Consider the following 15,339-nt stretch of genomic DNA (forward strand, 5'->3'; position numbering starts at 1 on the left):
CTATCTGTTATTCTTCATTATTTAAATCATATCACGATTTTCTCAATTTAAACAGCTTTTGAATTATATCATGTCCTTATTACAAATGCAAGTTTCTTTAAAGAAATTTTTGTTTTTTCACCATTTGTACAAATTCCAGATTTGTCTTCGTCCTCGAAAACATGTTCAGGATATTTTCTACCGCATCTTCTGATTTCATTCCATTCAGCGCTTTCCGCATAATATACGTTGCTTCCTGCTCTTCCTGAGTCAGAAGAAGATCATCACGGCGTGTTCCTGATTTTCCAATGTCAATAGCAGGAAACACCCGCTTCTCCTGAAGTTTCCGGTCAAGAACAAGTTCCATATTACCCGTTCCTTTAAACTCCTCGTACACAACATCATCCATCTTACTGCCGGTATCCACAAGAGCCGTTGCCAGTATCGTCAGGCTTCCGCCCTCTCTCATATTTCTGGCGGCGCCAAAGAAACGCTTCGGCATATGAAGCGCTGCCGGATCCAGACCGCCGGAAAGCGTCCTGCCGCTTGGCGGCACCGTGAGATTATACGCTCTCGCAAGACGTGTAATACTGTCAATAAAGATCGTCACATCTTTTTTATGTTCAACCAGACGCTTCGCCCTTTCAATAACCATCTCCGAAACTCGTTTGTGATGTTCCGGTAGTTCATCAAACGTCGAATATATAACTTCTACATTCGGCCCTTTGATCGCTTCTTTTATATCCGTCACTTCTTCCGGCCGTTCATCAATCAGCAGAATAATCAGATGCATGTCCGGACTGTTCTTCAGAATTGATTTTGCAGCATCCTTGAGAAGTGTCGTCTTTCCTGCCTTTGGAGGTGAAACGATCATACCTCTCTGTCCTTTTCCGATAGGGCTTACCAAATCCACAATCCTCATCGCCAGACTTCCACCCTGGCGTTCCAGCCGCAGGCGTTCATTCGGAAAAACAGGCGTCATATCCTCAAAGTTGCAGCGTTTCACGCTTTCATTCGGAGACAGGCCGTTTATCCTAGTTACATACAGCAACGCGCTGAATTTTTCATTCTGGGATTTCACCCGGGTATTACCCTGAAGAATATCACCGGTTTTGAGATTAAAACGGCGTATTTGAGACGGAGAAACGTAAACATCATGTTCCCCTGGGAGATAGTTTTCACATCGGATGAACCCATATCCGTCGCTCATCACTTCCAGGATACCGTTCGCTGATTCACCGCTGTCAAGCTGATTGTAATCTACCCTGCCCTTTTCTTCTGTCTCTTTTTCAATCCGTTTTTCTGAATCACTCTCAGGTGCGGTTTCAAGTTTCTCTTTTTCATCTTCCTGCACCATAAGTTCAATCAGCTCGCTCTTCTTCATCGTGGATATTCCCTTTAAACCACGTCTTTTAGCAGCATCACGCAATACTCCTACCTGTAATGTTTCATATTTTTCTCTCATCAAATCCATTTACCTCGTATTCGAAAATCAGGTTCCAGTTACTTCCAGTATACCAAATCATAACCTTTCATACAACACCGAAAAATTTTCCTTTCTCACAACCCTGATAAAAGGTGCATCTGCGAACTGTTGTTCCATTCGCAGATGCACCTGATTTATTACATATTATAAGTTTAGCGTCGTTAATTCCAGTATTTCTCCACATGTGTTTTCGTATATTCTGCCGCCGTCCTGATATTCTCCTCATTTGAGAGAGCATAATATTCTGGACGGAACACCTCCATCGTGCATACACCGCCCTCAAATCCGATCTTTTTGAGTGTATCCGCGTAGCGTTTATGATCCAGACAGTCTCCCGGCAATCCCGGCCACAGGCGCTTTTCATCTGTATTATACGCGGCACCGCAAGGCATATTTTCCATCCCGTTCAAATGCCATACAAAAATCTTCTTTCCGTCGGCCTTTTCAAGGTTATCAAAAGAGGACGCCATCGCATGGAAATGATACTGGTCAAGCGTGATTCCTACCATCGAAGAATCCACTTCCTGCACAATCGCATACGCGTCTTCAAAACGATTGATCGACATACCCGGAGCGCCGCAGAATTCCAGCGAAAGCCTGATTCCGTGAGGTTCTGCTTTTTTCACCATATCCCTGAGTACTGCGACAGCATCTTCACGAATCTCATCGATTGTAGCATGAACGGGCAGATCCATGGAAGGCACAACAACGATCATCTTACACTGAAGTTTGTTGCAGATTCCAATAATTCTGTCCAGTCTGGCCATCACTGCATCTTTCTCCTCCTGCGTCTGCTTCATATTGAAAAAGACCAGTGCATTATAGGAAAGCATTTTCAGCTTATGGTTCGGATCAGCAAACCATGCAGCGAGATCATCCACCGTATATTTCCCTTCTGCAAGATCACGCTCAAGACATTCCGACTGAATATCTATGTAGTCAAAGCCGTATTTTTCACAGAGTTCCAGATCCTCCATTACTGAATGATTTTTGCAAAAACGATTACATCCTTCATTAAATCCCGTTTTCATAATAGCCTGTTCCTTTCTTAAACTGATCATATTATTTTTTATAGAAGTCAGGTGTTCCGCCGGTGATGACTTTTTCTGTTTTTCCGGATTTCTGAGATGCAACAAGAGCATCTGCTGTAATCGCAGCCGTGTAGCCGTCCCATGCAGAAGAACCGCCCGTAGTTCCAGCTTTTGCATTATCAACCCAGTCCTGCAGTTCCACATCATAAGAATCAATAAAACGCAGGATCCAGTTCTTTTCAATGGCAGTGGCCACCTCAAAATTCCTGCGTGTGGTCGGGAAGGACGGGCATGGCAGATTGATGACGCCGTCTTCGCAGACAACTTCGCAGTTGATATCATATCCGAATCCACAGTTCACATTGACTTCCAGCATGCAGACAACGCCGCCTTTTGTTTTCATAATCATAACCTGTGGATCTCTCAGTCCCTCATGCGCATTTTTAGTTACTTTAGGCATAATGCACTGAACTTCATCCCACTCATCACCGCCGATCAGCCAGGGCAGTACATCGATCTCATGGATTGCTGTGTCTGTGACAGCCATCTCTGTCGTATAGTCATCTGCAACAGACTCCGCACGGTGAGTACATTTCAAAACCAGAGGAGCTCCAAAATCACCAGTTTCAATCAGCTCTCTGACCTGATTGTATCCGCGGTCATAGCGGCGCATAAAACCAACCTGAACCAGATGTTTTCCGGAGGCAATTTCTGCATCTACAATCTCTTTGCATTCTGCCGCAGTTGTAGTCAGAGGCTTCTCTGTGAACACCGGTTTTTCCGCAGCGATGGCCCTGAGAATGGCATCTTTGTGATAATTTCCAGGAGTCGTAACAACAACCGCATCAACTTCCGAATCGTTGATCAATTCTGCAGCATCCGTATAAACCCTGACTCCTCCGACCAGCTCAGATGCTGCCCTTGCACCTTCCTCAAAAACATCGCATACAGCGGTAACTGTGACTCCCTGGATCTTGTACTGAAGACGTTTTGCATGTTCTTTACCAATCATTCCGCACCCGATAATACCCACTCTCAAATCCATTCTCAAATCCTCCATAGCTAATTTGCTCTGCACTCATACATTTTGTATTCGTGTCCATCTATTTGTTACGTACATTATATTCTAGCGTTCACGAGAACGCAATAGGTTTTACCAAAAAATCCTTTTTTCATAGGATATTACAATAAACGCTTATGTTTTTTAGGCTATTTTCCCAATTTCAGCGTTTTTTTTAGCTTTATGCACGCAAGCCAAAAAAATAACCGTATCAATGCTGATACAGTTATTTTAATTTGCGTTCAATATGCACGCTTTTTTATCCCTCTGCTGAAGAGGGCTGTTTTGCTTACTTCAAATTATATTTTGTTACAACGCTTGGCTCAATATACTCACTTGGTTCCGCCGGATTCAATCCTTTTGCCACATAATCATAGAGAATATAAAGCGGGCGGTACCCCTGGTATTCGGCCCCCTGCCCAAACAGCAGGCTGATACGGCCCGCCTTCAGATCTTTGACATTCATCGGATTGGCATCAAAGGTGAACACACGAATCTGCCCCGTCTTCCCCGCTTCCTCAATCGCGCTGCACACACCCTGTGTACCGTTCGATGCCGAAAACACTCCCGCAATGTCCGGATGCTCGCCGAGGGCCGTCTTAGTAATCTCATACGCAAAAGTATCATTGTCAAAACAGGCCTGCAGCGGAAGCAGCTCAACCTTCGGAAAATCCCTCTGCAGCACTTCCATAAAACCTTTTGCACGGATGTAATGGGCATAGTTCGTCAGGTGCGCCGTGATAGGCAGCACTTTCCCGCCACCCGCAAACATATATCCCATCATGACACCCGCGATCTGACCCCCGACATAATTGTCCATTCCCACATAACACAGGCGCCTGCTGTCCGGCAAGTCTCCGTTGAAAACCACCACCGGTATCCCGGACTCCACAAGGCCGTCAACCCGCTTTGCCACATCCGGTTCCGTAACCGGCGTAAATGCGATCGCCTGACATCCCTCCTCCAAAAACTCATCGATCGCCGACATCTCCGCCTTCTTATCAATTGTCGGATGCGTTTTAATCAGAGTCGTCACTCCAAATGCTTTTAGTTCAGCAGCCGCCTTCTCTGCCCCCGCAAGCACCATCTGCATTGTTGGCGTCGCAACCGACTGCACATAAACGCCAAATTTAAACTCTCTGCCCGCAAGCACCAGAGCCTGCCCCGCAGGATGAGGCTGGTACCCCAGCTCATCCGCAATTCTTCTGATTCGCTCTGCAACCTCCGGTTTAACACGCCCCCGGTTATGCAGTGCACGGTCAACAGTTCCCCGCGAAACACCTGCAAGCTCTGCGATCTGTTTTGATGTAACCGCCATTTTAACCTCCCATGCCGCACTTCAGTCACTTGTAACGTATTTATTACGGAATATTCTACATGATAATAAATTGTCTGTCAAACAGCTCATAAATACCTTCTTCAGAAGATAATTCGAGATTAACACAGACAGAAAAGGGCGCTTACCATCGAATCCAGAAGGAATTTTCAGTAAACAGAAATCGCCGCAACACTGATCTTTAATCAGAGCTCCGGCGATTCTGTTCAGTGCGGGCAACAGGACTTGAACCCGTATCAAGCATATTTCAGTAAAGTGCGTATTTACGCCATTTCCCCCGTAAGCCCCGTATTTACTGCGTTTCTGCGTGTATCTATAATATAATAATTGTAACTTAAATATAATTATTAGACCCCAATAATAAGGCTATGCAACACGAAATGCAACACGGAATTCCTTCATATATAAGATATATTTCCGGACAAAACTGACAGGGCACCTTGTAATCTACATCCAAAATTGTTATAATATCTTTGCAGGGGAGCGGTGGCAAGCCCGCCCTCCTTTGCATTACCGGGCTGATTTATTCAGCCTTTTTCTCTGCGTCTTTAAGGATTGTCAAACTGTCGATTTTCTTCAGTGCCTCTTCTTTATCTTTACTTCCTTCGACTATCATTCTGACCATTTCCATGATTGTTTTAAATTCGTCTTTTGTCATCTCTTCCATTTCGCTCTCCTTTCCCCGCTTGCCCGGTCATTAAGTTAATCTCTTAACTTAAGTATATTATATCATATTGGTTACCAATATTCAAGCGTTTTTCTTCTTTTCTATGATTATTTTTCCGTCCTTATAAGATACCGTAACGCATTTATCATCTGGTGTCACTCCCATTTCCTTGACCATATCCGCCGGGAGGCTGATTTTATAATTGACCGAGTTTTTCCCGGCAGTCCCTCCTGCCTTTGCTATGATGATGTTTCTCTCTACCATGTTTTACCCTCCTTGTATTGGTTACCTATATAATAACATTATTGGTTACCAAAAACAATAAAAACTTAAAAAAAACCATTGACTATTAGTTACCAATGATGTACAAGGTAAAGAAAACTCTGAAACATATATAGCGTTCCGGATAATACCGGAAGAAAGGAGTCGATATAATCGGCGATAGAATTGCAACTTTGGAAAAGTTTTTTAAAGTTAGCAAACCAAAAGACCTGGATCCAATTGAATGAATGGAATGGGGAGAGGAGCATCAGCAACCGTTCCCGGTATAAGAACATTCCCCCGGCATAGCGCAGCCGGGGGTTTTCACAAGATATAGCGTCAGAAACTTCGATTGCTTATTGCAACGTCAATGAGTTACACACTGCCCTCCTCTCTGATAAGACTATTTCAAGCCCATCACAGGACAGGCTTAAAGCGCGATCAGATCCCGCAGGGTCTTCTCCCCTGCAACACCGTCTACACCGCCGCAGATGCCCGGGGACTGCTTTTCCCGGTCCCTCTGATAAGCAGTAATGGCATAGACCGTGTTGTCCCCGCAGCTCCGGTCGAGCTCCAGGACCTTGCCGTCTTTGCCCTTATAACCACGGGCCCTTAAAATTTCCTGTACCAGCAGCACATGGGTGCCGGCCTCTCCTCTTTTCACTGTTTTCATACTGAACATATATACTGCATCTCCTTTCGGTGTTGTTGGTACATCTCCCCCACTCGCCGTCACCAGGCTCCAATCCGGCCGACCGTAACCGCTGATCCGTGAGTTGCCAAGTGCATACGACTTTTTGCATACCCCGCCGCCGTTGGCGATCACCCCGGATGCCCCCGACGTATTGCCCTCGATCGTGTATACGATATTTCCGGATACCCGGTACACGATACCGGTATGGCAGATCCTGCTGGCATTATGGAAAAAGACCTGGTCTCCTGCCTGCGGTGTGGAATGCCACTGCTTCTTATTCTTATAATACTGGGCGCTGGTCGGTGTATAGGCTGAGAATCCCCCGCCAAGCAATTCCCTTGCGTTCTCCTGCCCAAATGCCTGTACAAAACACCAGTCCACAAACATATCACACCAGGCCTGTCCCTGGTAGTTGACGCCTGCAAATGTCCGGTAATCCCTGGCATATTTGGTGTAATTGTTGCTGCCGGCATTCGCTGTTTTGCTGTCCAGCTGGCTGTTGCTCTTCTTTTCCAGGTATCCGACTTCTGCGGACGCCACGCTGATCAGCTTGTCAATCGCATTTTGTTTTGTCATCCCGTCCTCCTTGATATACTGTTTGATCCAGCCATAAACCTTCACATGCCGGGACCAGTAGATCTTGTCCCCTACCTGGTTGTTGTTGCTGGTATCCTGCTGGTCCAGTTTCAGCGTCGCATAGATCCGGTCAATGGTCAGGGGTTTCCCCGTCTTTTTGATGATCCGCTGCACCGGGCCTTTCCCGCCCAGGTGCTGGATATTGGCGCAGAACATGGCAGCCTGGACCTCTGTGACTCCCTCTGTGGCAGCCCGGTTAATATACGTAGCGATCTGCTCTGCCATGAGGGATTTCTGGGCAGCCATCCCCACCTGCGAACCTATGATGCGCTGGATACATTTTGCCTTGGCTGAAGTTTTTGACAGCTTGTACGCCGCCCAGTTTTTACAGTCCAGGTCGGAAGCGATGCCGGCGGTATCCAGTTCCCTGAATTTCGCCGGGTAAGAAGACCGGATCCGGTTCAGGAGTTTTTGGGCATTTGTACCATAAAACTGATAGCAGCCGATCGTGATCGCTTTCTCATTTGCACTATTCTTACCAGCCTCGGTAAAGTCATCCCAGCGCCCCTGCCCGTATACCTGCCCGCCGGTCTCCACCGCAGCCAGAATGTTGCACATAACGTCCATCTGGTAATCGGTCAATTTCATAACCTTCTCAGCTCCTCTCGTACTTGGTTAAAAAACGTAAATCTACAGAGATAGCAGTCACAACACTCTGAAGTCTGCTGGTCTGGCGCCACACAGCAGCAGCGTGTTTCCGCATCCAGGTATCGCACAAAATCTTCTATCTCCTCATCTGTCATGATTACACCTCCGCATCAAAAAAGAGGACGATTATTCGCCCTCTGTCATTTTAAGTTCCGGCAGCCCGGCAACGCTTGTCAGCAAGGATAACACCCCGGCCAGTGCCGCCGCAGAGGCTGCCATCGCCCAGTTGACTTCTCCCAGGACTGCTGCTGTGCCGATCGTGGCAACCGCAGTCTGTGCCACAGTCTTAATTGCCCGAATCCCTGCTGCTTTTAACCAATGTAATGTTTCATTTTTCATTCTGCTTGTCCTCCTACAGGAAATCATTCTTTTCATTTCTCTCTGCATACAGCTTCCGCAGATACTTCGCTTCTTCTTCGATCACACCATTTTCAATGCCCTTCTGGTCTGTGAGCACTTCATATTCCTTCAGCTGGCTGATCACGTGCTGCCACTCCTCCTTCGTATGTTGCCTGCCATTGCGGCAGCTGTTCGCGAAGTCAAGGATGTTCCAGCGTTTGCTGTTTACCTTTTCCGCATCAAAATCTTTTTTTAATTCTTTGACGTCATACTCCAGCTCACCGATCAGAGCCGCCCGAATCCAGCCCAGCAGCGTGCTCCACGGGTCAATTCGGATCGGCGCAATCTGGATCAGTGTGACGGTGCCGAGGATTGTAATCCACGGGTTGTCTGTACAAAACTTTAACAGTTGCCGTATTATCTCCACATCATAATTACCCCCTACTTTTAATCAACCAAATACGATGCACTAAACATAAGCTGTGCACTTGTTGGGCAACTTTCCAGCGTATTTGTTCCGTATCGCGAAAATGTTACTGTGCCGCCCGCAAAAATCTGAAGAAGCCAAGTGCTTTTCCCTGTTCCTTGACACACAAGCGTTTCCGCTTTGCTCGGACGGTATCCCTCAGGCAAAGAAAAAATGGTAACACTCGAAGCGGACCCTGCAAGAGCTGCCCGCGGTGACACCTTCCCACGTATAAATACTGTCTTCCCAATTTTCCGGTATTCAGGTGTATTTGCCGATTCTCCGCCAGCCGCAGCAAAAGACGTCGACAGCGTCCCTGTCTTCCAATCGCTGTCTTGCATTTTGCCATCCAACTCATTAACTGCTACCACAATGCTGTTTTTATTGTTTGTTGTTAGGTCTTCTAGTTTTCCGATCTCTCCATCCAGTTCATTTACCGATTCTACCAACTGCTTTGCTGTTGTGGTCAATCCGGGGAAGGTTACATTTTTTATTTTCTCAACTGCTAATTCAAGTATGGATCCTATATTCGTTCTCTTTGTCTGAGACGATGTATTCTCGATGATGACGTCATCAGCGTCTGCCGGCTCTGTAATCAATTCCAGATCTTTTATTTTCTTTAGTGCCATGTTCGCACCTCCTCTAATGATATTCCTGCAGTTTTTAATGCCTTTTCAAGCCTTTCTACTTTTGTGCTTAGTTCCTGTATTGCTTTTGTTGCATACTGCAAAATTGCACTCGATTCAAATTGCCATGTGTCACTTTCTTCCATATGCAGCGCCATTCTGGGGCACACATCTGACAGTTGTTGTGCGATGTAACCGTTTTCTACATGTCCATCATTCTCTTTCCAGTCATACTCTACGTGCCGGATTTTATTAATAACGGAAAGCGCATCTACTGTTGAGTCCTGAATATGTTTCTTTTTTCGTTCATCTGAGTTGTCTATCGTAATGAGCCCAAGTGTGTCATCATCTTCGCCCTTTACCCACAGGTAATAAGCACTCGTATTTTCCGCATAGTACTTTGCGATCTTCGCAATAATTCCATATCCACAATCCCAGGATTTTGTAAAAAGATTTGAATTATTATGTGTTCTGATCTCGTTTGTGCGGATTGTTCCATGAGCATCTATATCGCCATAAAAAGTGGCATTTTTTCCTGAAAGGGAAGCGGCTGTGGAACCTCTTGATTTTAAATATATCGTGCTTATCGCTTCCAGGACAGCACAGTAATTAACTCCACCATCAGGCGCATAATAAGCTGCACTAAGATCCAGCTTTCCGGTCAATTCTTTTTCTTTCGCTTCACCACTAAACACACCACCGCTTACAACTCCGGCCTTTTGATCGACCCACTTTCTTGTGTTATATATAGAGGTCATTCCTGTCGTATGAAGACCACGATTATCCAAGAGCAGTGTAAATACATTGTTAGCATCGTAGATGCGTACCACACCATTTTTATTGTCTATGCCTCCAAGTGTTAAATCTCCGCCCCTCATATAGTCAAAAGATACATACAGCTGATTGCCTACTTTATAAATTCCTTTAGCTTGCCCATTATTCGTAAGCAGATTAAATACCTGTTCAGTTGTCAATGACTTTGCAGTGATGACAACCGGTATATTCTGCTTGTCGATCAGTGTGTTGTCCTTCGAATACAATGAGATCCTGACAGCGGACATATTTCTTTTCATTCCAATCATAGATCCATCGCCTGTAACTATGGTATCCCCATCCCCTGTAACAATTCCATCCATCAGCTCAAACTGTATTTCGTATTCTTCTGAACGTGACTTATATGCAATATTCCACGTTTCTCCATCGGCGGTCTCTTCAATAATAAATATTCCGGAGTATATCACCCTGTCCGTATCAGCGCCCTCACGGTAATACGCAGACGCTGTGACTGTGCTCGGGTTTGTGAAATACTGGCTATCCAATTCGAGTATCTGCGTATTCAGTTCCATGCCATAGATTCTTCCATCTTCTAGGTCACTGAATGTACCTTGACACGATGTTATTGTAGCCATTTGCTGCTCCCCTTTCTAATTGGATACATCACACTGCAAGGATGCAAGACTGTCAATGTCATCCGCAGATAAATAAATGACTTTTCCTGTCTTATTAAACCCGCTGACGGCATTTCCGTTCTTATCCTGTTTATACCATGTATAGGTAAGGCTCTGTTTTTCCGTTGCCGCCGCCCACGCACTTCCAGAGTATTTCATCAACGTGACCGTTTTTGCAGTGTGGTCAATCTTATACCAAAAATTCCCGACCTTCGGACTTGATGGTGCCGTTTCAGATATCGGCCCTTTCAAAGCGTCAACCTCTTTCTGATTTGTGCGTACGATAATATATGGCACAACGCCGCCCTGATTATTTTTGACTGTAAACCCTCCGATAGACAGCATTTCTGACACATACGGATCCGACTTGTCCTCTACAGTGATGACATCCACATACGTTTTGCTCTTATAAGTCATCGTACAGCGATAAGACTGGATATTGACTACGTCTGCCCCGCTGACGCTTAAGCTCTTTGAGGTCGCACCGGAAATAGCTACCCAGTTGCCACCTGTGTACTTCGCCCACTGGTAGGTGGCGCCGGATGTAATTGCGGTCGCACCGTCATAAGCATTTATATCCAGCGTTATGGATCCGCTTTGGTTTTGCACCAGCGTTCCAACCGGCGCATAAATGGAAAACGACACTGCATTTACGCCGGCCGCGCCGGTGTTCCCTTTTGGTGATTTCGACCAGCCGAACTTTTTCACCACCGTCTTTCCGGAAATCGTAAATGTCAGGTCAATCGTACCATTCATTGTCGCCGCTGCCCCAAGCGTTCCATTCGCCGCAAATGTAAGCACAACAGATCCAGGTGCCGAAGCTGTAGCGGCTGAATTACTTTTTGTAGTTACACCAGATGGTAATGCTCCCACTGTGCAGGTACATGCCGCCTGTGTAATGCCAATGTATCCCCAAAACGGAATCGTAACATCCACCGCTGCAGCTACCAGGCCGGCCGTTGTGCAAGAGATGGACTGTGATTCGTTACCGAGCACCACCGAAAGCCCACCGGGACCCGTTGCCCCAGTTTGCCCCATCTTGCCAATGCTGTAGGCGGTACTCGTTGTGTTGTCTGTATAAGTAATCACCGTACGCGTCCAAAGATATTGATTTGCAGATACCGATGGAATCGTTGGCCCCCAAGTGCCTGCTGGCACATCTGTTCCACTGGAAGATGCCTGATAAGTAACCTCAGTAGATTTAACTCCTTTCCCAGGTGCTCCATCCGCGCCACTCGCCCCCATCTTACCGATACTATATGATGTACTGGTCGAGTTGTCCGTGTAAGTAATAACTGTCCGTGTCCATAAGTACTGATTGGCAGCAACAGCAGGTATTGTGGGATTCCAGGTCCCGGTTGGCGTTGTGGTTCCGCTGGCAGATGCCTGATAAGTAACTGCCGTGGACTTAATCCCCTTTCCCGGTGATCCGGTTTCTCCCTTGACACCGTCATAAATCCGTGTGATTGTTACAACATCATATACGTCGGCATCATCCGTCAGCAGCTTGATCGTTGCCACGTTATCAAAAAATACGGCATGCGCTGGTTTGACGATCAGTGTCGCCCCGGTAATGTTCGCGTTGTCGGATGTGGTGGGATAATCCGCCCATACGCCGGATGCGTTTTTGTACTGCCACTTCTGAATATTGACGCCCTGTACCAACGCGGTAAGTGTCGCCTGCGTAGCCCCTACGAGCGTTCCGCTGGTGTTATACTTAAATACATAGGTGTCACCCGTGACATCCGCAAGTCTGGCATTTTCTGCATTTTTGACCAGTGTGTAAGTTATGTCTGACGTGATGTTAACCGTATTTTTTGTCTCACTGTCATAATAGCTGATATAACAGATATAAGTAATCATCCCCGATGCAGCGCCAGAAAGCTTATTCTGATTAACTGTGAGGATTCCACCGGATACAGTTTCACCTGAGGCAAGTGCTGCCTCCGATCCAGTCCCCTCTTTTCGTTTCCAATTAATAGTAAGCCCGGCAGACCCAAGTGCAACCGGTGTCTGGTCCAGAAAGATCACTGGCGTTAATTTCAAGTTTGTCGATGCCCAGCACGGCGCATAAGTATGAGGCAGTACGTTTGGGTTTTCCACCTGTGTTTTTGGTAAGTTTGATGTTAAATATGCAGACAGCTTCCTCTGGTCTGTGATGTCGACAAACGTCTGTTGTGAACTCGTTAATACTGGCATTTTCTTTTTCTCCTTACTCTAAATTTACGGCGCAAAAAAAGGAGGCGTTATTCATGACGTCCTCCGTGTTAATATGGATCTGTTTCATTCCGGTATGGTAAGCATCCCACTCCTCATCTGCGGTTTCATCCCCGGAATTCCTGTGCCAGGAAAAGAGGGATGGATTAAGTGTATCCGTAATATCATCATCCCAACTATATACATAGCAACGCATAAGGGATGTTTCGCCTTTATCCGTAAATATGCTTTTTCCTTCCACCCGGGTCTCAACGCGGTACATTTTTTTTGATTCAATTTCCTGCACCTTATCGCCAACCGTTGAAACATCTTTCTGTTTCACAATCGTCATCTTTGCGGATGCCCGCAGCGTGTTAAGATAAGTCGCCCGTATCTCAACCCATCCGGAATCTTCTTCTAACCCGGTTACCTCATAGGTTTTTGTCCCTGCATCCCATGTTCCAGTCAGACCCGGACTTTCGGAAACAGAGAAAAACACAGAATTTGTAATATCCTCTGATCCCCAGTAGACTACCGCTGTTGTTTTACAGTCTGGCAATACCGTATAGTCCCCTTTGTAATCCGTTGGAACCGTCACATAATCATTGGACAGAGATACAAGCAGGCTTTTCGCATGGTCCACCTGCTCCTCTGATGCTACCGGTTTCCCGCCGATTGACATATTGTCCGCCTCGATGTTCAGGTTACGTCCATCCCACCTCATTTTACCCCTGCCGTAGTCAAAAGTACCTGCTTTTAAGTCAATCATTCCATTGGTTCCGACGATATCACCGGCCGCTATCTTATCCGCCGTGATACATTCCGCAGCCAGCTCAGCAGCGGTGATGGCTCCGGCCAAAATTTCATTCGCCGTAATGGTTTTTGATGCGATTTCACCTGCCGTAATAGATTTTGCCACAACTTTGTCACCGGTGATCGTCCTGTCTGTCAGCACCTCGCCGTTTAGGGTATCAACGTTTTGTGCCTGCAGTGCACCATCAATATTGTTAAGAGCATAGACAATACTCTTTTCGTTGCCCCGGATGATCAGACGCTCCACCGACAGTACGCCGGCTGTGATCTTGTTTGCGGACAGCTCCACGATTTTTGCATTTGTGATACTGCCATCAGCAATCTGCGCGGATCCAACCACGCCATCCCCGATCATCGCCGTCTTGATCGCCCCGCGTGCAATATTTGCCAGGTCAATTCTAGCATACTCTGTTTTCAGGTTTTCGATCTGCGCATATTTAATATCCGCGTCCGTAGCTTTTAAGTAAGTAGTTGTGATCTCTCCGATTGCAGCCTTTACCGCCCCCAATTCTCCGGCAACATAGACGTAATCCGCTTTCAATTCCGAAAAATAACCCTGGGCGATTACTGCTACATTCGCTTCAAAATCGACGATCTGTCTGATGACAATTTTATCAACCGCGCTTCCTTTTACAGTCCCATCATTTGTTGTGATGTTTGCTACTACGTCCGCGGCATCCTTATACTGCTGCTGCAATTCCTCAAAAGTCAGTACCGTGTTGGACAGCTCGCAGGAGTTTTTATCCGCGTCATCCGGCCACACTGTCAGTTTTACGATCCGCTGCTTGTCTTTCACTCCAGTCTCCGGATCGATCAATAGCACGCGGTCCCCCAGATGATAGGCAAGGATTTCATATTCCGGTCTTTGCTTTGCCAGATCTCTAATCTGCGCATTGTAGGATTTCTTCGGCTTGGAGAGGTCTTCCAGTTTTAAGGCAGCATCTTCTTTTAGGACCTCCGGATCCGTATAAGACTCATCGATCCATAGATACCGTTTCTTTTTCTTCGTATACTGGTAATTCTCAAGATAGGCTTTCCCCTGATTTACCTCTGTAATTTTTAGCCCGTCCGCTCCCACCGGCTCGATTTGCGTGTAATAATCGTAAGTATCCGTATTTACGGTTGATTTCTTCAGATTCAGGTCACGGATAAAATAGATGCCCCGATCCTTTCCTATTTTTTCAAAAAAAGACACGGTTTTTGCTTTGGTGTCATAGATGCATTCGCACATCCAGGCCGCACACAATTTCCCGATCACCTGCAGAGAATCGGTATTGGTAAGCGCAACACTTCTGCGTTTCTCGATCTCACAGGTTCCGACCCGCCAACCGGTATCCGTAAGTGCCATGTTCACCGCTTCTTTAAGTGTGGAATCTGTAGCCGCAAAGGTTTCCCATATCCTGCTTTCCAGCTCCTCTACATTTAAAAGAGCTGTCACTTTAGGAAATCCTTCCGTATTGATTTCCTTGATGACGTATTCATCTTCCTGTGTTTCCAGGTAATATTCTTCCTGCAGTTTAAGGTCGCCAAGATAGGTAAAAGACAGGGTTTTATCTGCACTTTTCAGCTCGCTTTCGATTTTTAAATCTTTATAGTTATCGATCACACTGATGAAATTTTTATCAAAATCATAGACTTTCAGCATCAAAGCAC

At 46.2% G+C, this 15,339-nt stretch carries 13 protein-coding genes; all 13 read right to left on the reverse strand.

Translation table 11 applies throughout. The features are described 5' to 3' along the window. Window positions 1–97 precede the first annotated feature (97 nt). On the reverse strand, window positions 98–1,444 hold the full coding sequence (gene rho, locus MCG98_RS18430) for a transcription termination factor Rho (RefSeq protein ID WP_240303484.1): 1,347 nt from the start codon (window positions 1,442–1,444) through the stop codon (window positions 98–100). A gap of 182 nt (window positions 1,445–1,626) precedes the next feature. Next, the gene (locus MCG98_RS18435; RefSeq protein ID WP_240303311.1) at window positions 1,627–2,496 is read right to left on the reverse strand and encodes a sugar phosphate isomerase/epimerase family protein; all 870 of its coding nucleotides are present in this window, start codon (window positions 2,494–2,496) and stop codon (window positions 1,627–1,629) included. Between the two features lie 31 nt (window positions 2,497–2,527). Continuing rightward, entirely contained in the window at window positions 2,528–3,541 is a 1,014-nt protein-coding gene (locus MCG98_RS18440) for a Gfo/Idh/MocA family oxidoreductase (RefSeq protein ID WP_240303312.1), read from the reverse strand. Window positions 3,542–3,845: 304 nt separating this feature from the next. Further along, window positions 3,846–4,874, reverse strand: a complete 1,029-nt coding sequence (locus MCG98_RS18445; protein WP_240303313.1) for a LacI family DNA-binding transcriptional regulator — start codon at window positions 4,872–4,874, stop codon at window positions 3,846–3,848. Between the two features lie 541 nt (window positions 4,875–5,415). After that, the gene (locus MCG98_RS18450; protein ID WP_240303314.1) at window positions 5,416–5,559 is read right to left on the reverse strand and encodes a hypothetical protein; all 144 of its coding nucleotides are present in this window, start codon (window positions 5,557–5,559) and stop codon (window positions 5,416–5,418) included. Window positions 5,560–5,640: 81 nt separating this feature from the next. After that, window positions 5,641–5,823, reverse strand: coding sequence for an AbrB/MazE/SpoVT family DNA-binding domain-containing protein (locus MCG98_RS18455; RefSeq protein WP_240303315.1), 183 nt, complete (start codon window positions 5,821–5,823; stop codon window positions 5,641–5,643). Window positions 5,824–6,250: 427 nt separating this feature from the next. Further along, window positions 6,251–7,738, reverse strand: a complete 1,488-nt coding sequence (locus tag MCG98_RS18460; protein ID WP_240303316.1) for a CHAP domain-containing protein — start codon at window positions 7,736–7,738, stop codon at window positions 6,251–6,253. Between the two features lie 186 nt (window positions 7,739–7,924). Continuing rightward, a complete protein-coding gene (locus tag MCG98_RS18465) occupies window positions 7,925–8,137 on the reverse strand; it encodes a holin (protein ID WP_240303317.1) in 213 nt (70 codons plus the stop codon). Window positions 8,138–8,150: 13 nt separating this feature from the next. After that, complete coding sequence (locus MCG98_RS18470) at window positions 8,151–8,564, reverse strand: hypothetical protein (RefSeq protein ID WP_240303318.1); 414 nt, start codon at window positions 8,562–8,564, stop codon at window positions 8,151–8,153. Between the two features lie 20 nt (window positions 8,565–8,584). After that, complete coding sequence (locus tag MCG98_RS18475; protein WP_240303319.1) at window positions 8,585–9,232, reverse strand: hypothetical protein; 648 nt, start codon at window positions 9,230–9,232, stop codon at window positions 8,585–8,587. Then, complete coding sequence (locus MCG98_RS18480) at window positions 9,223–10,638, reverse strand: tail fiber domain-containing protein (RefSeq protein ID WP_240303320.1); 1,416 nt, start codon at window positions 10,636–10,638, stop codon at window positions 9,223–9,225. The genes MCG98_RS18475 and MCG98_RS18480 overlap by 10 nt, the downstream gene beginning before the upstream one ends. Window positions 10,639–10,653: 15 nt before the next feature. Beyond that, window positions 10,654–12,876, reverse strand: coding sequence for a hypothetical protein (locus MCG98_RS18485; protein WP_240303321.1), 2,223 nt, complete (start codon window positions 12,874–12,876; stop codon window positions 10,654–10,656). A gap of 13 nt (window positions 12,877–12,889) precedes the next feature. Beyond that, entirely contained in the window at window positions 12,890–15,331 is a 2,442-nt protein-coding gene (locus tag MCG98_RS18490) for a phage tail protein (protein WP_240303322.1), read from the reverse strand. Window positions 15,332–15,339: the final 8 nt, after the last annotated feature.

The organism is Ruminococcus sp. OA3, from assembly GCF_022440845.1.
GTDB lineage: Bacteria > Bacillota > Clostridia > Lachnospirales > Lachnospiraceae > Ruminococcus_G.

Excerpts from the sequence above, each read along its gene's own strand:
- rho (WP_240303484.1), bottom strand. The coding sequence starts at position 1,444 with ATGAGAGAAAAATATGAAACATTACAGGTAGGAGTATTGCGTGATGCT.
- MCG98_RS18435 (WP_240303311.1), bottom strand. The coding sequence starts at position 2,496 with ATGAAAACGGGATTTAATGAAGGATGTAATCGTTTTTGCAAAAATCAT.
- MCG98_RS18440 (WP_240303312.1), bottom strand. The coding sequence starts at position 3,541 with ATGGATTTGAGAGTGGGTATTATCGGGTGCGGAATGATTGGTAAAGAA.
- MCG98_RS18445 (WP_240303313.1), bottom strand. The coding sequence starts at position 4,874 with ATGGCGGTTACATCAAAACAGATCGCAGAGCTTGCAGGTGTTTCGCGG.
- MCG98_RS18450 (WP_240303314.1), bottom strand. The coding sequence starts at position 5,559 with ATGGAAGAGATGACAAAAGACGAATTTAAAACAATCATGGAAATGGTC.
- MCG98_RS18455 (WP_240303315.1), bottom strand. The coding sequence starts at position 5,823 with ATGGTAGAGAGAAACATCATCATAGCAAAGGCAGGAGGGACTGCCGGG.
- MCG98_RS18460 (WP_240303316.1), bottom strand. The coding sequence starts at position 7,738 with ATGAAATTGACCGATTACCAGATGGACGTTATGTGCAACATTCTGGCT.
- MCG98_RS18465 (WP_240303317.1), bottom strand. The coding sequence starts at position 8,137 with ATGAAAAATGAAACATTACATTGGTTAAAAGCAGCAGGGATTCGGGCA.
- MCG98_RS18475 (WP_240303319.1), bottom strand. The coding sequence starts at position 9,232 with ATGGCACTAAAGAAAATAAAAGATCTGGAATTGATTACAGAGCCGGCA.
- MCG98_RS18480 (WP_240303320.1), bottom strand. The coding sequence starts at position 10,638 with ATGGCTACAATAACATCGTGTCAAGGTACATTCAGTGACCTAGAAGAT.
- MCG98_RS18485 (WP_240303321.1), bottom strand. The coding sequence starts at position 12,876 with ATGCCAGTATTAACGAGTTCACAACAGACGTTTGTCGACATCACAGAC.
- MCG98_RS18490 (WP_240303322.1), bottom strand. The coding sequence starts at position 15,331 with ATGCTGAAAGTCTATGATTTTGATAAAAATTTCATCAGTGTGATCGAT.